This window comes from Negativicutes bacterium (assembly GCA_018052945.1).
Classification (GTDB): domain Bacteria; phylum Bacillota; class Negativicutes; order JAGPMH01; family JAGPMH01; genus JAGPMH01.
This window is the reverse complement of sequence record JAGPMH010000030.1, coordinates 1-19,593: the sequence shown is the minus strand read 5'-3', so window position 1 is coordinate 19,593 and position 19,593 is coordinate 1. Positions and strand designations below refer to the sequence as shown.

At 35.2% G+C, this 19,593-nt stretch carries 18 protein-coding genes; 2 read left to right on the top strand and 16 right to left on the bottom strand.

From position 1 onward, the window contains the following. Positions 1-2: 2 nt before the first annotated feature. The 5 genes from KBI38_05825 to KBI38_05805 all read right to left on the bottom strand — a co-directional run bounded on the left by KBI38_05825 (position 3) and on the right by KBI38_05805 (position 4,948). A complete protein-coding gene (locus KBI38_05825; protein MBP8629575.1) occupies positions 3-386 on the bottom strand; it encodes an aspartate 1-decarboxylase in 384 nt (127 codons plus the stop codon). A gap of 4 nt (positions 387-390) precedes the next feature. Beyond that, the gene (locus KBI38_05820) at positions 391-1,239 is read right to left on the bottom strand and encodes a pantoate--beta-alanine ligase (protein MBP8629574.1); all 849 of its coding nucleotides are present in this window, start codon (positions 1,237-1,239) and stop codon (positions 391-393) included. 21 nt (positions 1,240-1,260) lie between these two features. Then, positions 1,261-2,097 (bottom strand): 3-methyl-2-oxobutanoate hydroxymethyltransferase, encoded by an 837-nt coding sequence (panB, locus tag KBI38_05815; GenBank protein MBP8629573.1) that lies wholly within the window; start codon positions 2,095-2,097, stop codon positions 1,261-1,263. 216 nt (positions 2,098-2,313) lie between these two features. Continuing rightward, positions 2,314-4,008: a diguanylate cyclase gene (locus KBI38_05810; GenBank protein ID MBP8629572.1), complete on the bottom strand. Its 1,695-nt coding sequence runs from the start codon at positions 4,006-4,008 to the stop codon at positions 2,314-2,316. A 52-nt stretch (positions 4,009-4,060) separates the two neighbouring features. Further along, the gene (locus KBI38_05805) at positions 4,061-4,948 is read right to left on the bottom strand and encodes a DMT family transporter (GenBank protein ID MBP8629571.1); all 888 of its coding nucleotides are present in this window, start codon (positions 4,946-4,948) and stop codon (positions 4,061-4,063) included. Between the two features lie 202 nt (positions 4,949-5,150). On the opposite strand from KBI38_05805, the gene KBI38_05800 reads away from it, so the two are divergent. Continuing rightward, positions 5,151-6,269 (top strand): M20/M25/M40 family metallo-hydrolase, encoded by a 1,119-nt coding sequence (locus KBI38_05800; protein MBP8629570.1) that lies wholly within the window; start codon positions 5,151-5,153, stop codon positions 6,267-6,269. Between the two features lie 47 nt (positions 6,270-6,316). Here KBI38_05800 and KBI38_05795 read toward each other — a convergent pair whose 3' ends face one another. The 3 genes from KBI38_05795 to KBI38_05785 all read right to left on the bottom strand — a co-directional run bounded on the left by KBI38_05795 (position 6,317) and on the right by KBI38_05785 (position 8,949). Next, positions 6,317-7,534, bottom strand: coding sequence for a 6-phosphofructokinase (locus KBI38_05795; GenBank protein MBP8629569.1), 1,218 nt, complete (start codon positions 7,532-7,534; stop codon positions 6,317-6,319). Positions 7,535-7,672: 138 nt separating this feature from the next. Beyond that, positions 7,673-7,939: a PepSY domain-containing protein gene (locus KBI38_05790; GenBank protein MBP8629568.1), complete on the bottom strand. Its 267-nt coding sequence runs from the start codon at positions 7,937-7,939 to the stop codon at positions 7,673-7,675. A gap of 53 nt (positions 7,940-7,992) precedes the next feature. Continuing rightward, a complete protein-coding gene (locus KBI38_05785; GenBank protein MBP8629567.1) occupies positions 7,993-8,949 on the bottom strand; it encodes an aminopeptidase in 957 nt (318 codons plus the stop codon). 169 nt (positions 8,950-9,118) lie between these two features. Here KBI38_05785 and KBI38_05780 point away from each other — a divergent pair, with 169 nt between their 5' ends. Next, on the top strand, positions 9,119-10,234 hold the full coding sequence (locus tag KBI38_05780; GenBank protein MBP8629566.1) for an aminopeptidase: 1,116 nt from the start codon (positions 9,119-9,121) through the stop codon (positions 10,232-10,234). 50 nt (positions 10,235-10,284) lie between these two features. Here KBI38_05780 and speE read toward each other — a convergent pair whose 3' ends face one another. From speE to ilvN, 8 genes are all read right to left on the bottom strand, one after another. Further along, positions 10,285-11,130, bottom strand: a complete 846-nt coding sequence (gene speE, locus KBI38_05775; protein MBP8629565.1) for a polyamine aminopropyltransferase — start codon at positions 11,128-11,130, stop codon at positions 10,285-10,287. 48 nt (positions 11,131-11,178) lie between these two features. After that, the gene (gene ilvB, locus KBI38_05770; protein MBP8629564.1) at positions 11,179-12,843 is read right to left on the bottom strand and encodes a biosynthetic-type acetolactate synthase large subunit; all 1,665 of its coding nucleotides are present in this window, start codon (positions 12,841-12,843) and stop codon (positions 11,179-11,181) included. Between the two features lie 163 nt (positions 12,844-13,006). Then, positions 13,007-14,074, bottom strand: coding sequence for a 3-isopropylmalate dehydrogenase (leuB, locus tag KBI38_05765; GenBank protein MBP8629563.1), 1,068 nt, complete (start codon positions 14,072-14,074; stop codon positions 13,007-13,009). Then, complete coding sequence (gene leuD, locus KBI38_05760) at positions 14,067-14,561, bottom strand: 3-isopropylmalate dehydratase small subunit (GenBank protein MBP8629562.1); 495 nt, start codon at positions 14,559-14,561, stop codon at positions 14,067-14,069. The genes leuB and leuD overlap by 8 nt, the downstream gene beginning before the upstream one ends. Further along, positions 14,561-15,820 (bottom strand): 3-isopropylmalate dehydratase large subunit, encoded by a 1,260-nt coding sequence (leuC, locus tag KBI38_05755; protein MBP8629561.1) that lies wholly within the window; start codon positions 15,818-15,820, stop codon positions 14,561-14,563. Before leuC ends, leuD begins: the two co-directional genes overlap by 1 nt. After that, the gene (locus tag KBI38_05750) at positions 15,821-17,365 is read right to left on the bottom strand and encodes a 2-isopropylmalate synthase (protein MBP8629560.1); all 1,545 of its coding nucleotides are present in this window, start codon (positions 17,363-17,365) and stop codon (positions 15,821-15,823) included. Positions 17,366-17,463: 98 nt separating this feature from the next. After that, complete coding sequence (gene ilvC, locus KBI38_05745) at positions 17,464-18,459, bottom strand: ketol-acid reductoisomerase (GenBank protein MBP8629559.1); 996 nt, start codon at positions 18,457-18,459, stop codon at positions 17,464-17,466. Then, positions 18,440-18,970 (bottom strand): acetolactate synthase small subunit, encoded by a 531-nt coding sequence (ilvN, locus tag KBI38_05740; protein ID MBP8629558.1) that lies wholly within the window; start codon positions 18,968-18,970, stop codon positions 18,440-18,442. Before ilvN ends, ilvC begins: the two co-directional genes overlap by 20 nt. Positions 18,971-19,593: the final 623 nt, after the last annotated feature.

Genomic DNA, 19,593 nt, shown 5'->3' with positions numbered 1-19,593 from the left:
GTTTAACTTAATTGGCGTTCGTGTTCGCCGGCGTGGATTTTGGCAATGCTATTATTTTCACCCATCAATACTACCGTTGGAACATGAGCTTTGGCTTCTTGTTGTTCCATCAATGCGTAGGACATAATAATCACAACATCTTCCGGTTGCGCTAATCTAGCAGCAGAACCATTTAAGCAAATAACGCCCGAACCACGTTTACCTTTGATAACATAAGTAATTAATCTAGCTCCATTATTGTTATTAACAACATGAACTTGTTCATTTTCCAAAATGTCTGCAGCATCCATTAAGTCTTCATCAATGGTGATACTACCCATATATTTTAAATTAGCTTCAGTAACTACTGCCGCATGGATTTTTGATTTTAACATATTTAATTGCACTTATTTACGCCTCCACAATAATATTGTCAATTAATCTAGTTGCCCCAAACTTAACAGCCAGCGCTATAATAATCTGCCCTGTTACATTTTTTACTGCCTGCAAATCAGGGAAAGAGTAAATTTCGATGTAATCAATAACTGCTGACGGCTCTGTCATTATATTATCTTTTATTATATTTTTCAAGACATCAACCTCAAAAATACCTTCTGCGATTTTATTTTTTGCTAAGGTTAAGCTTTGCGACAAAATTAACGCTGCTTTTTTCTCTGCCACACTTAAATATTGATTGCGCGAACTTAACGCTAAGCCCTCATCACTACGAATGATTGGCACCATTTCAATTTCAACATTCAAGTTTAAATCAGTTACCATTCTTTTGATAACAACAACTTGTTGGGCATCTTTTTGTCCAAAAAAGGCTTTATCCGGTTGAACTATCCCAAACAATTTTGTCACCACCGTTGCTACACCACGAAAATGCCCCGGTCTTTTGGCACCACATAATTTATTAGTAATCTCACTTTCTACATCCACAAAAGTCGCATAGCCACAAGGATACATTTCTTCAACACTAGGATGAAAAACAGCATCTACACCAAGTGCTTGAAGTTTAGCACAGTCAGCCCCAAATTCTCGCGGATAAGCTTCAAAATCTTCATTAGGTCCAAATTGTGTTGGATTAACAAAAATGCTGATAACAACAACATCACACTCTTCCTGTGCTTTTTTCACTAAAGATAAGTGACCTTCATGTAATGACCCCATCGTTGGTACTAAGCCAATACTACTACCTTGTTTTTTCGCTGTAGCAATAAATTTTTTCATTGCCAATACATTATCAATAATTTGCAAAATGTCCACCTCTAGTTTTATTTAATATAATTTTTCTAAAACCGTTTGTTCCATTTTAAAACTATGTTCTTCATCTGGAAAAGTTCTTTGCTGAACTTCTTCTTTATATTCAGTAACCGCTGTTACAATCTGTCCATATAAATCAGCAAATTTCTTCACAAATTTTGGAGTAAAGCCATTACTCATCCCTAACATATCATTAACCACTAAAACTTGGCCATCGCAAGCATTGCCAGCACCAATTCCAATAGTTGGTACCGGAATCGCCGTTGTTATTTTTTCTGCTAAGCTATGTGGGACACATTCTAACACTATCGCACAAACCCCTAAACTTGCCAGGAGTTTGGCATCGTCAATTAATTTTTGTGCCGTTTGCTCATCTTTGCCTTGAACTTTAAAGCCACCTAATTGATTAACAGATTGCGGTGTCAGTCCCAAATGACCAACCACAGGAATACCTGCTCTGATAATAGCTTTAACAGCTTCGGCAATTTCACTGCCACCTTCTAATTTCACAGCTTTAGCACCGGTTTCTTTTAATATTCTACCAGCATTTCTAACCGCCTCTATTGTTGAAACTTGGTAAGACATAAAGGGCATATCAGCAACAACCATCGCTCTGTTCGTGCCACGACAAACCGCTTTCGTGTGATGAATTATATCTTCGATCGTTACCGGCAATGTTGATTCATGTCCTAATACAACATTACCTAAAGAATCACCCACTAGTAACATATCTATTCCGGCTTCATCTAATATTTTTGCCATTAAATAGTCATAGGCCGTTAACATTGTTATCGGCTCTTGTGCTATTTTTTTCTCTTTTAAAACCGAAACTGTAACACATTTATTCACAATCCTACCTCCACGAAATATCAAAACAAAAAGCCCCTCGGCAAGAACCGAAAGGCATAGTTATACAAAGCATCCTTCCGTCTCAGTCACTGACGATCTAAGCGGTTAAATATTTTATTATAATTTAAGTTAACTAATATTTTTGTATAACTCTTGTTAAGATGTTATCAATTACATTAATGAAAATTATATTATCATAAGTATTTTGTTTTTTCAACACTAAACTTCATTTTCCGATACAACTTTATTACGCCCACTAGCTTTTGCTAAATACAGTGCTAGATCAGCTCTTTTAATAAACCTACCACTAACATCATTTTCACGCCATTTGCTAATCCCTAAACTGGCAGTAGTTCGCAATTGTTTCGCTGTAAAAAGATGATTTTCCACTACTTGACGAATTTTCTCACCTAATTCAATGGTTTGATCAATATCTTGATTACAACAAAGAATAATAAACTCTTCACCACCATAGCGAGCTAATAACTGATTATGGCCGATTGTATTTTTTATAATATTGGCAAACTCAATTAAAACTTCATCACCAACATCATGGCCATAAGTATCATTAACTTTTTTAAACCAATCAATATCTAGCATTATTAACGTCAGTGGCTGATAATTTTCAGCATTTTTCGCAATTTCTGCTTCTAAGGCCAAGGTAAACTTGTTGCGATTAAAGACTTGCGTTAAGGGATCAATCAAGGCTTTTTCATGAGCTTTCGCCACTTCATCTTCCAAAACTTTTGCTAAGGTTACCAGCCTTTGTCGCTCTAATATCCGCAATGAAAATAGTCTAATTAATGCTAAAGCAAAGGCAAATGATCCTAAGGAAGTAACATGTGTAATCCACGGTAATACTCTAAAATGAGAACCTAAAACATCATAAACAACTAGTATCGGCATAATGACAAAACCAATTAAAAAAGTTTTACTTTCTTCATTCCCTTTAAAAACAGATTTAACCATCAAATAGATAACGACTAATTCTAAAAAAAATAAGGTCACATAAAACACGCTTAGACCGGTTTGCATCATTCCACTATGTATTAATTCACCAAATACAAAAATAGCCCAAGCAAAAATATTAACATAAATTATTTTTTTTATACTATTTTTATATTCTTTATTAACAACTTCTTTTGCCAAAGCATTAAAAAACATCGGCATTGAATAAACACAAAATAATAAGAAATACCACCACATCCCGGCATTTTCATTAATGAATAGTTTTAAGTCTGATGCAGATACAATCCAAATTGTTAATAATCCAAAAAATGCCATTGCATAAAAATATATTTTTTCTTTCGGTTTAGAAATAACTAATGCATAAATCATAATTATCGTTATAAACAGTGCCACCGGAAAAGACAAAATATACATAAAATCACGTTGCAGTATTTTAAAAAAGTGATTACGACTAGTATCTACCGATAATCTTTCAATTAACCCCAAATTATCAGCCCAATTAGAATAAACTCTAAAATAAACTGGCTTATTAGTCATATCGCTCGGTAAATCAACCAAATGCCAGTACACCCCGATATATTTATCAGTATCCGTAACAGGGCCACGCTTAGAAACCAATTTACCATCAATATAAACTTCTACACCTTGATCTTGTGTGGCAAAGAACAGCGTTAAATTACTAATATCATTACCCTTGATATAAGTTTTTAACCACAATCGTTCTTGTCCATCTACCGGTGGTCTTTTAGGGTAATTAAATTCTTGCCAACCGTTTGAATCTTCTTTGAGCCATTCAAAATTACCATTACTATCAATTGGCGAATCACCAATTTTATAACTCCAATTTTCAGTCCCTATATTGGCATTAGAAAAAACACTTCCCAAAGTAACAAGGCATATAAAAACAGTTAATATTAAACTTTTCTTTATAACCGTTATCATCATAAAGTCCTACCTCTAACAATACTCTATTTCTCTATTATATTCTCTATCTTTATTATAAACCTTTTATTTTCTTGAGATATTTTTCTAAATCAAATTGGGCAATAATAATAGCCACCATCATTAAGATACAACCAATTATTTCTCGATATCCTAACACTTCATTTAAAAAAATCATTCCTGCTAAGACCCCAAAGATAGTTTCTGTGCTCATAATCATCGCTGCATTAGAGGGACTAGTATATTTTTGTCCAACTATTTGTAAAGTATAGGCAATCCCAACGGATGCTAAACCACCATATAAAATAGGAATGCTACCTTCAATAATAGTTTTTAGCTGTACTTCTTCAAAGGTTAAGGCAATAATCATGCTAAATAATGAACAAAACAAAAACTGGCAACATGCTAATTTTATCGAATCCAAATTTTTTGCATAGCGATCAATTAATAAGATATGAAGCGCCCAAAAAAGCGAGCAAATTAACACTAAAAAATCACCATATGATATTAAAAAATTTTCTTTTACACAGAGAAAATATAAACCAACAACCGCCAATAATACTCCTAAAACAGTATTTAATTTCAGTCTATTGCCAAGAAATACACCAATGAGCGGAACCAAGACAATATAAAGGCATGTTATAAATGCCGTTTTTCCCGCTGTTGTATAGATCAGCCCGATTTGTTGTAAGGAGATTGCACAAAACATTACTAATCCAGCCATAAAACCAATCTTTATGATTGCTTTATCTTCCCCTTCATTTTCTTGAGCTTTATTTTGTCTGCTAAAAAAATAAATTAATGGTATTAAAGATATTGCACCTAACGCAAATCTTACACCATTAAAAGTAAAAGCACCAACATAGTCCATTCCTGTTTTTTGAGCAACAAAAGCTGCTCCCCAAATCATTGCCACAAATAATAAAATTAAATTACCACGCATAGTTAAGCCTCTTTTCACTGTAACCCTTATAATAATCACTATAATAGCATTAAAGGATGATTTTTTAAGTTTCATAATAATACAACCCTTAAATGATAACATTTTTATACGCTGTAATACAATCCTAAAACCTAAAATGTTTACTTTATTAATAAAATATATCTTGTTATAATTTATATAGAAATCTGACGGAGGTAAGTTTATGATTAACGAAGCAAGATTACTACAACAATTTCTTGAATTAGTAAAAATTAATTCACCTACTAATAACGAACGCGAGATTGCAGATTATTTAAAGGGAAAATTAATAGCATTAGGGTTAAGTGTTTTTGAAGATAATGTTGGCGCCAAAATCGGTGGTAATGCCGGTAATATTTTTGCATTATTGCCGGGAAATATTAGTGCGCCACGCCTATTATTTAGTGCTCATATGGACTGCGTCGCCCCCTGCCTCAATGTAAAGCCTCAGGTTTATGCTGATAAAATAACCTCTGACCAAACAACAATTTTAGGAGCTGATGATAAAGCCGGAATAGCACCAATCCTTGAAGCACTTCAAACTATTATTAAGCAAAACATCCCCCATGGTGATATTCAAATAATTTTTACTGTTTCCGAAGAAGTAAGTCTAAAGGGTTCTAAGAATTTAGATCCTAACTTATTAAAGGCTGATTTAGGTTATGTGTTAGACTCCAGTGGTAGGCCGGGAACTATTATTACCAAAGCTCCTAGCCAAAATAAGTTGAAATTTTCTGTTAGAGGCAAAACAGCTCATGCAGGAATTGATCCAGAAAACGGCATAAATGCTATTAGTGTTGCCAGCAAAGCTTGTGCTAAAATACCAGTCGGTCGAATTGATCATGAAACCACTGCCAATATTGGCTTAATCAGTGGTGGCTGGGCTACTAATATCGTCCCAAACTTAGTCGAAGTTATTTGTGAAACTCGAAGCTTATCAACAGAAAAGTTAAAATATCAAACCGATTTAATGATTGATATTTTTAAAACAACAGCAGTAGCAAGCAATACTACTGTCGATATTACATCTAAAAATTTATACTCTGCTTTCACTTTAACAGAAAGCTCCGCTGTTATAGCTTTAGCTAAAGCTGCTACCAATGCCCTTAACTTAAGCCCTAAGCTAACCAGCACCGGTGGTGGCAGTGATGCTAATTATTTCAACACCTACAATGTCCCTTGTGCGGTCTTAGGAATTGGTATGCAAAAAGTTCACACCAATGAGGAATTTATCTTATTAGAAGATTTGTATAATAATGCAAAATTAATTTGTGAAATAATAAAAACTGCACCTTATTTATAAAAAAAGTGCTAAGAACTATAATTACTGTTAGTTCTTAGCACTTTTCTTTACTTATTTATTATTTTAGGAATTTTACCACTGCTCAAATAAGCAACTTCAGTAATGTTCTTTCCTAATAATGGTCTTAAATAATCCTTAAAAGCAGGCGTAATATTATTGCCTTCTTCATTAATAAATTGGCTTGGCATTTTTTTAGTCAAGGCCGCTACACAACAAAAATCAATTAATTTATAATCTACTAAATAATCACCGGTACGCTTTATACAAATTGAGCCACTTTTATTTTCCGCCACTGCAAAATGTACAGCTTTTTCTCCCACCTCACGGGATTCTTGCTGATCAACTTCTGAAACACAACCTAAAAAACAGCGTTGAATATAACCAAAAGTATCAGCTCTAACTCTTTTAATTTTTAATTTATCTTTAATAAGACGTGCCAAAACATCACCTAGTGCTGAATTACCTGACATACTAATATTTCCATGATCATCTCTTTCGATATTTTCCATGTACTTAGTTACAATCGGTAATCCTGTTTCATCAACAATGCCTTCAGAAACAGCAATAACACAACGTCCTAATCTATCGTAAACTTCTTTGACATCAGTAATAAATTTATCCATGCAGAACGGAGTTTCTGGTAAATAAACTAAATGCGGACCATCTTCCGGTCTTTTGCTAGCCATCCCTGCCGCCGCTGTTAAAAAGCCGGCATTACGCCCCATTACTACACCAATATAAACACCAGCTAATGCTCTCATATCTAAATTAATACCGGAAAACGCTTGCATTACAAACTTAGCAGCTGACGCATATCCAGGAGTATGATCATTACACATTAAATCATTATCAATCGTTTTGGGAATATGTACTGCTCGAAAATCATAACCTTCCACTTTCGCCTGGTCATTTAAGATTCTAACAGTATCTGAAGAATCATTACCGCCAATATAAAAGAAAAATCTTACATCATGTGCTTTGAAAACTTCAAATATTTTTTTACAAAACTCTACATCAGGTTTAACTCTTGTAGAAAGCAATGCCGATGAAGGAGTTTTTGCTATTTTTTCTAAATTGACAGTAGTTTCTTGCGATAAATCAATAAACTCTTCTTTTACAATTCCTTCAACACCATTGATAGCACCATAAATACCTGTAACTTGAGCATATTTTTTTGCCTCAGTTATAACACCAACTAAACTTTGATTAATTACTGCGGTCGGTCCCCCACCTTGTGCGATAACCGCCTTACCAACTAAAACCATCATCTTCCTCCTGTTGCTCCTAAAACTGCCTTATAATTATATCATAAATAAAAAATAAATATAGATTATTATTGATTATTTCTTTAATAAAAAACAAATAGTAATAAACTTTTAGCTTATTACTATTTTAAATAATAATTATTTTATTACTGCACCGGTTTCACTATTGATAAAATATTCATATTTTTGACCATTTGCTGAAAACTCGATTTTATATTTTAAATCTCTCTTGTTTCTCACAAAAGTAGTATCTATATTGCTAACATCTTCAATTTTAAGATTAGCTTCCTTAAGAGCAATTTCCTGAGCTTTAGTTTCTCCAATATAAGTATTGCTAGAACCATAAATCCACATAGCAATTGCTAACACTATCCCAAAGATATACAAATATGCTGTTTTTTTCATTATATTCCTCCTGCGTTTTATTTAAATATATAAAATATCAACATTATTGTCAATTATAATAGCTGCATTCCATCTTTTATTATTATTTTCCCATCAACTTTCAAGGTCGGATTCATTAAAATTCCATCTAAATGAATCGGCACCGAAACATTTCCACCAAATCCAATATTATTGCCAAGAGCAACATGTACAGTTCCTAAAACTTTTTCATCTTCTAAAATTTTTCCAGTAATAATCGCTTTATCATTAGTACCAACCCCAAGTTCAGCAATATTAAAGGCATCTTTACCATGAGCTGATAATAATTTTTGCAGTTTTTCTGCTTGCTCATTGCCGAAAATATTAGTAACCAGACCATTTTTCACTGTCATTTTAATCGGTTCAGTTAAAACACCAATCCCCCCCATAGCACCATCAATAACCAATGTCCCTTGACTAGTTCCTTCTTTCGGCGAAACATAAGCCTCCCCTGCCGGTAAATTACTAAATGCTCCAGTAAAATCATTTAATCCAGTATCTGCTTCAGCTATTCTGCCCTCAATATTCATTGTTAAGTCAGTACCAGCTGGGGTTGTTAGGTGGGCTATTTTACCCTTATCCAAGATATTAGCTATTTTTTGACTAAGCTTGGCAATATTTTTATAATCAGCGCACAATGTTCTAACCATCATCTCTGCTGTAATGCCGGGAAGAGTCGCTATTCTTGCGCCTTTTTCACTCGCTTCCATTCTTGCGCTAGTATGCGATAGTGATTTTGAAGTCGGAATCAATATTACATCAGCACTTTTCATTGCTTCTGCCACTAATAACGGTGGTTCATTACCATCATTTAATCGTGGCGTCATTTCCATAAGCACAACTTCTGCTCCAACTTTTCGGGCTTCATTAAATAAACTTTGCCCAATCCGACAATTTGCTTGATCGACAATAATCAAAACATTTTCATTTTTTTTAACAGCCATACATTGTCTAATGGCGATTTGGGCAGCTTCTTCTAAATTATTATGCACACTATCACTTCCTCTATCGAAAATTAATTTAGCTTAATTAATAATAGCTCTATTATAGCATTTTAAGATAGTTTTTACAGTTAATCGGCAAAAAGTTAACAAAAATATCTAAAAGTGTTAATATAAATGCATAAGCTATATTAAAAACTAACAATAGGTACGGAGGATTATTATGGATCATAGAATTTCATTATTAGCTAAAAATTTAATTAATTATTCCACTGCTTTAAAATCAGGCGAAAAAATATTAATCGAAATATTTGATGATGCCCACCCCTTAGCAAAAGCACTCATTGAAGAATGTTATAAAGTTAAAGCTCTGCCCTTCATCAGTATCAAACACAGTCAATTGCAACGCTCTTTAATTATGAATTCCAGTGCCGAGCAGCTGGATTTAATTGCTCAATACGAATCTTTGCGAATGGAAAATATGGATGCTTATATCGGTATTAGAGCCAATTATAACGTCAGCGAAATGAGCGACATTCCCAGCACTCAAATGCAATTATACCAAAAACACTGGAGTAAGCCTGTTCATAGTGATATCAGAGTTCCTAAAACTAAGTGGTGTGTCCTACGTTATCCTAACTATTCTATGGCTCAACTAGCCAATATGAGTCTTGAAGCCTTTGAAGACTTTTATTTTAATGTCTGTAATCTTGACTATGCTAAAATGGATCAAGCAATGACGCCACTGATTGATTTAATGAATAAAACAGATCAGGTCAAAATAATCGGCCCCGGCACTAATTTAACTTTTTCCATCAAAGATATTCCAGCCGTAAAATGTTCTGGCTTACGCAATATTCCCGATGGCGAAGTTTACACTGCCCCAGTTAGAAATTCTATCAATGGTAGCTTGACTTATAATACACCAGCAGTTTATCAAGGAGTAACCTATGAAAACATTTCTTTGGAATTTTCTGATGGTAAAATAACTAAAGCTACTGCTAATCATACCGATTTATTGAATAAAGTATTAGACACCGATGCAGGTTCACGCTTTATTGGGGAGTTTGCTTTAGGTGTAAATCCTTATATTGAAAAACCTATGAAAGATACTTTATTTGATGAAAAAATAAACGGTAGCTTTCATTTCACACCGGGCATGGCTTACCAAGAAGCTTTTAACGGCAATACTTCTGCTGTTCATTGGGACTTAGTTAACATTCAGCGTCCTGACTACGGCGGTGGAGAGATTTATTTTGACGGTATCTTAATACGAAAAGATGGTCGCTTTGTTCTTGATTCTTTGCACGGTTTAAATCCTGAAAATTTGAAATAAAGTAAAAAAAGCTAGAGCTTATCACTCTAGCTTTTTTCACTTTATTAACTTTATTTAATTAATTCTTTAACGAAATTAGGTAAGGCAAAAGCAGCTTTTTGCACTTCGGCATTATGGTATCTCATTTTTATTTGTTGACGCTTAGCTACATCAGCATCAGCTGCAGAATATTTTTTCGAACCAATTGTGAAGCTATGCATTCCCCCTGGATATAACGGAATATGTGCTAAATACATTTCAGTTATTGGGAAAATAGAATTAACATCTTTATGAATTTTTTTAATTAATTCTTGATGATAAAACGGTGATTCTGTTTGTTGCACAAATAAACCATCTGTTTTTAATGCTTTGAAAACATTCTTATAGAAATCATGTGTAAATAAGCCTTCTCCTGGACCAATCGGATCAGAGCAATCTACGATTATTACATCATATTCATCTTCCGCATCGGCCATATGTTGAATACCATCACCGATTTTTAGTTCAAAATTTTTCGGACTATCGTTTAATACAACACTAATTTCCGGCAAGTATTTTTTTGATACATCAACTACCATGCCATCAATTTCTACCATTTCAGCTTTTTCTACAGTTGTATGACGTAAAACTTCTCTAGCCGTACCACCATCACCGCCACCGATAATTAAAACTTTTTTAGGGTTTGGATGAATATAAAGCGGAATGTGCGCAATCATTTCATGATAAACAAATTCATCCGCAATACTAGTTTGGAATACACCATCTAATACCAACATTCTGCCAAATTGTTCAGAATCAACTACCGCTACCTCTTGAAAATCTGATTTTCCTGTAAATAAAGTTTCTTTAACTTTCGCCGACATCTTTAAAGCTGATGTTTGCTCTTCTGTACACCATTGCATAGTGTGAACCTCCATTTTTAACTTTTTTTCAAATCAATAATTAATAAAATATAATATTATTAATTATAAGTCAACAAATTGATTTATATTTGCTCCCGGTTTTGTCATCGGAGCAACAAATTCTTTGTTTACATTAACCACAATTACTTGTGGGGTTTTCTTCTTCCAAGCTTCTTTAAATGCTGTTATAAAATCTTTTGGTGTCTCAACACTGACACTTTCAATTCCAAATGATTTTGCATACATCGCAAAGTCCATTTCTGTTGCTAAACAACAGGAGGTATAACGTCTATCATAATAAACATGTTGCAATTGTCTAATCATCCCTAAACAACTGTTATTGATTATTATAGCGATAACCGGCAAACAATTTTGTACGATCGTAAATAATTCATTACCAGTCATTTTTATTCCACCATCACCGGAAAAACTGATAACGCGTTTCTGCGGTTGCGCTAGTTGTGCCCCTAATGCTGCTGGCAATCCGAAACCCATTGCCCCCAAGCCCCCAGAAGTTAACCAAGTTCTAGGGCTATCAATTTGTAAATTTTGTGCTGCCCACATTTGATGTTGCCCCACGTCCGTTACAAATACAACCTCTTCATCTTTTGTACTTTCTGAAATATGATTCATCAGCCAAGGTACATTTAAATATTTATCATCATAGGTAACTTTATACTCAAGTCGCCACGCATTAATATCTGCCCACCAACTACTGATATTATTTGTATTATCAAACTTATTAATCATATTAATAATAGCTTTTATTTCCCCCGGCAAACCAACTCCGGCCATAACATTTTTATCTATTTCCGCCGGATCAATATCAATATGAATAACATATTTATCATTGGAATACTTATCACGATTACCCGTTAATCTATCACTAAAACGACTACCAATCGCAATAACTACATCTGCTTCGTGAACCGCATTATTAGCTGGTTTCAAGCCATGTAATCCCGTCAATCCTAACGATTGAGGATGGCGACGAGGAAAAGCGCCTAGTCCCATTAATGTACTAACAACCGGTAAATTATATTTTTCGACAAAAGCTTTAACCTCAGCACTAGCACCGGCAGAATTTACGCCCCCCCCTACTACTACCACTGGTTTTTTTGCTTTGTTAATCATTTCTACCGCTTCAGCAACCGCTTTTTCACATTCACCATAATTGCTATAAACGTTGCTACCATTAATCATTGTTGCTGGTACAGCATCAAAATTAATTTCCGCATTCAAAATATCACGCGGTATATCTATCAATACAGGACCTTGTCGTCCGGATTTTGCAATTTTAAAAGCTAATCTAATTGTTTGTGCTAATTTTTTTATATCTTTAATTTGAAAATTATGTTTAGTAATCGGCATCGTTATACCGACAATATCTACTTCTTGAAATGCATCTCGTCCTAACAAGGAAGTTTCAACTTGGCCGGTTATCGCAACCACCGGTACTGAGTCCATAAAGGCTGTAGCTAAACCTGTTACTAAATTAGTTGCCCCCGGTCCTGACGTCGCGATACATACCCCAACCTTACCACTGGCTCTGGCATAGCCATCAGCAGCATGCGCCGAACCTTGTTCATGGACGGTCAAAATGTGTTTTAAGTTTTTTACACCTTGCATAGCATCATAAAGAGGCAATATCATTCCGCCGGGATAACCAAATACCGTATCAACACCTTGTTCTAATAAACATTCTACCACTGCTTTAGCTCCAGTTATTTTCACGGTTAATTGTCCTCCTTTAACATAAAATAATTTATTACTTGGTAAATATTATAATACAAAAACAATTAAAAAAAACATTATTAATTAATTTATCTTAAAAATCAATAGCATAACTAATATGTAAGCTAACTCACATTATCAGTTATGCTATTATTATTTAAATCTTTGCAGTAATCAAAGCAGCCATTTCTGTCGTTGAAACTTTTTTCAAACCTTCACGATACAAATCAGCAGTACGATATCCTTCTGCTAAGACGCTCTCTACGGCTTTTTCAATGTCAAGTGCTGCCGCTTCTTCATTTAACGAATAACGAAGCAACATCGCACCTGATAAGATAGTACCGATTGGATTAGCAATCCCCTGTCCAGCTATATCCGGAGCAGAGCCATGAATAGGTTCATATAGACCTGTCCCATCACCTAAGCTAGCTGATGGCATCATGCCGATTGAACCACCAAGCACTGCCGCCTCATCACTTAAAATATCGCCAAACAAATTACTAGTAACTATAACATCAAAACTTTTAGGATTTAAAGCAAGTTGCATTGCACAATTGTCAACATACATATTGCTAACAGCTACATCACTGTAATCTGCTACTACTTTAGCCACAGTTTTCCGCCATAATCTAGATGATGCTAAAACATTAGCTTTATCAACTGATACAATTTTGCCGGAACGTTTTTGTGCAGTTTCACAAGCTATTTTCATAATTCGCTCTACTTCCGGCTCACTGTATATTTCAACATCCCAAGCACATTCAACACCGTCGCGTTGTTCTGATTCACATTTCTCGCCAAAATAAATTCCACCGGTTAGCTCTCTAACAATAACAATGTCAATATCGCTAACAATTTCCGGTTTTAAAGGAGAATATTCTGCTAAAGTTGCCGGAACTTTTACCGGGCGCAAATTCGCATATAATCCTAATTCTTTTCTCAATCCTAAGATTGCTTTTTCCGGTCTTAAATGTGGAGCAACATTATCCCATTTATAACCACCCACAGCTCCCAACAATACTGCATCAGCTTGTTTAGCAGCATCAATCGTGCTTTTAGGTAATGGTTCACCATATAAATCAATCGCCGCACCGCCGGCATGATGTTTCGCAAATTCCAAATTCAAAGAATGTTTTTGAGAAATTTTTTCTAAAACTTGAACTGCGGCAGCGGTAATTTCTTCACCAATACCATCACCAGGAATAACAACTATGTTTTTAGCCATTGTTAGCCTCCTTAACATAATTAATTAATCCGCCAAGCTTTGCAATATCTTGTATAAAGCCTGGTAACGGTTGTGCCTTAAAGCTTTCACCGGTATTTAAATTTTCTACTGTTCCATTTGACACATCAATACGAATTTTATCGCCTGCTTTAAATTTACTAACAGCCTCACCAATTTCCAATAACGGTAATCCAATATTAATCGCATTACGATAAAAAATTCTCGCAAAACTATCGGCAATAACAATTGGCACTCCACTAGCTTTAATCGCTACCGGAGCATGTTCGCGTGATGAACCGCAACCAAAATTTTTATCAGCAACAATAATATCACCAGGTTTAACATTTTTTGCAAACGACTCATCAATATCTTCCATACAATGAGCTGCCAATTCTTTTGGATCAGCAGTATTCAAATAACGAGCCGGAATAATTACATCTGTATCAACATTATCGCCATAACGCCAAACTTTACCTTCTAATATCATTATTTTACCTCCTCCGGAAGAGCAATTTTGCCCAAAATAGCACTTGCTGCCGCTACATAAGGACCTGCTAAATAAACTTCACTATCAACATGACCCATACGACCTCTGAAATTACGGTTAGTAGTTGCTACCGCTCTTTCTCCGGCTGCCAATATTCCCATATAACCACCAAGACATGGTCCACAAGTCGGCGTGCTGACAATAGCACCCGCATTAATAAAAGTTTCAATATAGCCCAATTTAACTGCTTCTAAATAAACAGCTTGGCTTCCCGGAATAATGATTGCTCTAACATCACGATGCACAGCTTTCCCCTGCATAACTTCTGCCGCTTGCTGTAAATCTTCAATACGACCATTAGTACAAGAACCAATAACAACTTGATCTATTTTAATTTCAGCAATGTCTTTTACGTTTTTAACATTTTCAGGTAAATGAGGTAGCGCCACTACCGGCAATAATTCTGCCAAATTAATTTTTACAACACTATCGTATTTTGCATCAGCATCAGCTTCCACGATTTCATAAGGTTTGGTCACTCTATCTTTAATATAAGCTTTAGTAATATCATCAACTGGGAAGATCCCATTTTTCGCACCAGCTTCAATTGCCATGTTAGCAATTGTTAAACGGTCTGTCATACTTAAATTTGCAATACCATCACCACAGAACTCCAGCGATTGATAACGCGCACCATCAACACCAATCATCCCAATTAGCGTCAAAATTACATCCTTACCGGTTACATACTGTGGCATTTTACCAGTCAATTCAACTTTTATCGCCGCCGGAACTTTAAACCAAGTCTCACCGGTTGCCATCGCTGCTCCCATATCAGTAGAACCTACGCCAGTAGCAAAAGCACCTACTGCACCATAAGTACAAGTATGAGAATCCGCCCCAATAATAAGATCTCCCGGTGCAACTAAACCCTTCTCCGGTAAAATAACATGTTCAATTCCCATTTGCCCAACTTCAAAGTAATTTACAATTTCATGTTTACGGGCAAACTCACGAACTATTTTAGCCATTTGGGCTGATTTTATATCTTTATTAGGTGTAAAATGATCCGGCACTAACGCAATTTTATTTTTATCAAAAACAGGTTTACCTATTTTGTTAAATTCAGTAATAGCCGGTGGTGAAGTAATATCATTTCCAAGAACTAAATCCAGTTTACACTTAATCAATTGGCCCGGAACAACTTTGTCCAAACCGGCATGACGTGCAAATATTTTTTCAGTCATATTCATTCCCATTTATATACCCCCTTGAAATTTTCGCTCTTTAATATCTTTTGCTGCAACAATTTTATTAATAGCAATGATATAAGCTCTAACACTCGCCTCTATCACATCAGTACTTAAACCTCTGCCACTATAAATCTTGCCGTCTTTTTCAATCCAAACCGTTGCTTCACCCAAAGCATCATGTCCAGATGTAATTGCTTTTAATTGATAATCTTTTAAATTTATATCACCAATATTAACAGCTTTTTTAATCGCTTTAAAGACCGCATCAACCGGACCATCACCACAACTGGCTTCTTCTAGCTCTTTTGTGCCGTATCGCAACTGCACTGAGGCCGTAGAGGTAGTTTTGTTACCGCTTAATACATTATGACTTATCAACTGATAATATTCTTTTATTTCATTTTTTTTGGCAGTAATTAATGCCTCAATATCGCGGTCAAAAATAGTTTTTTTCCGATCCGCTAATTCTTTAAATTGGACAAACAATTTTTCAATGCTGTCTTCATCTAATTCATAACCTAAATGGATAATTCGCTCTTCAAAAGCATGTTTTCCGGAATGTTTACCCAAAACAATAGCATTACGACTAACCCCAATACTCTCCGGGTTCATTATTTCATAAGTTAAGGCATTATTTAATATTCCTTGCTGATGAATACCTGATTCGTGTGAAAAGGCATTATCACCCACAATCGCCTTATTAGGTGCTATCATTACTCCGGTTAAAGTGCTGACCATTTTAGCTGTACGATAAATCTGTTTAGTATCAATACAAGTCGCTTTTTTATAATAATCCTTACGGGTATTTAGTGCCATGACAATAGCTTCCATACTCGCATTACCAGCTCTTTCACCCAAACCATTAATCGTACATTCAACTTGCATTGCTCCATTATAAACTCCTGCCAAAGAGTTTGCTACAGCCATTGATAAATCGTCATGACAATGCACACTGATAATTGCTTTTTCAATCCCAACCACATTTTCTCTGATGTACTTTATCAATGCCCCAAACTCAGCCGGCGTCGCATAGCCAACAGTATCAGGCACATTAATAGTCGTAGCACCAGCTGATATCACTGAGCTATAAACCTGACATAAAAAATCCCAATCAGACCGTGCTGCATCTTCTGCCGAAAACTCTACATTTTCTACAAATTGCTTAGCGTAACGTACTGCTTCTTGAGCATGCAATAACACTTGAGCTCTAGTCATCTTTAGCTTATGTTGCAAATGAATATCACTGGTTGCAATATAAGTATGAATACAAGGATTTTTAGCCTTTTCTAAAGCTTGTCTAGCCACATCTATATCTTTTTGACTGGCTCTTGCTAATGCTGCCACTGTAACATCGGTTATTTTTTCAGAAATTAAGGCTACTGCTCTAAAATCTGCTTGTGAAGCAAATGGAAACCCGGCTTCAATAGTATCAACTTTCATTTTTGCTAAGGCTTGGGCTATTTCCAATTTTTCATTTTCATCTAAACAGACACCCGGCATTTGCTCACCATCGCGCAATGTCGTATCAAAAATTTTAATTTTATCGGTCATGATTTATTGCTCCCTATATTAAAACGGCTTACGCCCTACTATATAAAAGTTGTAAGCGTAAGCCGTATTTAAAATTGAACTATATAAACGCTAGAAAATTATTTTTTATTTAACCAAGTCATCATTGAACGTAATTCTTTACCCACTACTTCAATTTGATGCTCTGCCCCTCTACGTCTTCTAGCTAAAAATTCAGGACGGTTAGCTTGGTTTTCCAAGATCCAATTTCTTGCGAAAATACCATTTTGGATTTCGCTTAACACTTTTCTCATTTCAGCACGTGTTTCATCAGTTACAACACGTGGTCCAATCATATAATCGCCATATTCAGCAGTGTCACTGATAGAATAACGCATGTTAGCCATTCCGCCTTCATACATTAAATCAACGATTAATTTCATTTCATGTAAACACTCAAAGTAAGCGATTTCTGGTTGGTAACCAGCTTCTACTAATGTTTCAAAACCTGCTTTGATAAGTTCGGAACAACCACCACATAATACTGCTTGCTCACCAAATAAATCAGTTTCAGTTTCTTCTTTGAAAGTAGTAGTAAGTACGCCTGCTCTAGCTCCACCAATACCTTTAGCATAAGCAAGTGCTAAGTCTTTTGCATTACCAGTTGCATCTTGATGAACAGCCATTACACATGGTACTCCACCACCTTCAGTGAATACACGACGCACTAAATGTCCAGGACCTTTAGGTGCTACCATGAATACGTCAACATTTGCCGGTGCAACGATTTGTTGGAAATGAATGTTAAAACCATGAGCAAATACTAATGCACTGTTAGCTTTTAAGTTTGGCTCAATATCTTGTTTGTAAACTTGAGCTTGTTTTTCATCAGGGATAAGAATCATTGTTAAGTCAGCAGCTTTAACCGCCTCAGCAACAGTTGCTACTTTCAAGCCAGCTTCTTCAGCTTTAGCTCTTGATTTACTACCTTCATAAAGACCAACTATTACATTCACACCACTGTCTTTTAAGTTAAGAGCATGTGCGTGACCTTGGCTACCATAACCAATGATCGCTACAGTTTTACCTTGCATAAGCTCCCAATTTGCATCTTGTTCATAATACATCTTTGCCATAATAATCTCTCTCCTCACATTGTTGATAAATTGTATGATCTCCCCGTTCCAAACCAATTAGTCCGGTACGGATTGTCTCAAGAATGCCATACGGTGATAATAATTTCGCAAATGCGTCAATTTTTTCATCATCGCCGGTAATCTCTAATATAAGAGTTGTTTTTTGTACATCTACAACTTTTGCGCGAAAAACCTCTGCTATTTTCAGGATTTCCATCCTTGATTGTTCCTCGGCATTTACCTTTATTAAGGTCATACCTCTGGTAACAGATGAATCTGACGCCAAAGTTTGTACAGCCACAACTTCCAATAACTTTTCCAATTGCTTAATCATTTGAGTAATAACCGACTCATCACCATGAATAACAACCGTCATCCTGGAGTATTCCGGTGATTGGGTTACGCCCACTGATAAGCTATCAATATTAAATTCTCTACGCGAAAACATACTGGCAACTCGCACCAATACTCCCGGTTGGTTTTGTACTAATACCGATAATACATGTTTCATGGTATTCCTCCCATACATAAAAAACGCCCCTACTGACCATAGTCAATAGGGGCGTTAAAGCGCGGTACCACCCTACATTATACTTAACTGCTCCATAACACCGAGCACGCGTTTCATCCATAACAATAACAGATAAAAAAGCTCCTAGGCGAAGTCAAGTACTAGCCCCACACCGATTTGCACCAACCATCGGCTCTCTGTAGTAGTACAGTAGCACTCTTTACCTAATCATTACTTGTTTTCAAAAATATATTTTAGATATACTTTTGTATTCAAATTTTTATTTATTTTGTAAAGTTATATACATTATTGCAATATAAACAGTCTTTGTCAAGCGATTTTTGTAACTTTTTTTGCGTTTTTGGCATTTTAAAAAACAATTTTGTCCACCAACTATATTTTTAAGACAAAAAACTACAAAAATTTTATTTTAAATTTTTATTTTTCATTATACTTTATGCTATAATAAAAAAATGAATTATTTTCAGTATACTTTATATTAGTATGTTTTAGTCATTTTCAGACAAAACAACATTAAATTTTAGGAGGAAAATTCGTGGAAAAATGGTTTGATTTTAAAGGAAGAGGCACTAACGCTTCTACCGAAGTTATTGCCGGCATCA

Bases quoted from the DNA above. Each gene is read 5' to 3' on its own strand.
- KBI38_05810 (MBP8629572.1), bottom strand. From the start codon at position 4,008: ATGATGATAACGGTTATAAAGAAAAGTTTAATATTAACTGTTTTTATA.
- KBI38_05805 (MBP8629571.1), bottom strand. From the start codon at position 4,948: ATGCGTGGTAATTTAATTTTATTATTTGTGGCAATGATTTGGGGAGCA.
- KBI38_05800 (MBP8629570.1), top strand. From the start codon at position 5,151: ATGATTAACGAAGCAAGATTACTACAACAATTTCTTGAATTAGTAAAA.
- KBI38_05795 (MBP8629569.1), bottom strand. From the start codon at position 7,534: ATGGTTTTAGTTGGTAAGGCGGTTATCGCACAAGGTGGGGGACCGACC.
- KBI38_05790 (MBP8629568.1), bottom strand. From the start codon at position 7,939: ATGAAAAAAACAGCATATTTGTATATCTTTGGGATAGTGTTAGCAATT.
- speE (MBP8629565.1), bottom strand. From the start codon at position 11,130: ATGGAGGTTCACACTATGCAATGGTGTACAGAAGAGCAAACATCAGCT.
- leuB (MBP8629563.1), bottom strand. From the start codon at position 14,074: ATGGCTAAAAACATAGTTGTTATTCCTGGTGATGGTATTGGTGAAGAA.
- leuD (MBP8629562.1), bottom strand. From the start codon at position 14,561: ATGATATTAGAAGGTAAAGTTTGGCGTTATGGCGATAATGTTGATACA.
- leuC (MBP8629561.1), bottom strand. From the start codon at position 15,820: ATGGGAATGAATATGACTGAAAAAATATTTGCACGTCATGCCGGTTTG.
- KBI38_05750 (MBP8629560.1), bottom strand. From the start codon at position 17,365: ATGACCGATAAAATTAAAATTTTTGATACGACATTGCGCGATGGTGAG.
- ilvC (MBP8629559.1), bottom strand. From the start codon at position 18,459: ATGGCAAAGATGTATTATGAACAAGATGCAAATTGGGAGCTTATGCAA.
- ilvN (MBP8629558.1), bottom strand. From the start codon at position 18,970: ATGAAACATGTATTATCGGTATTAGTACAAAACCAACCGGGAGTATTG.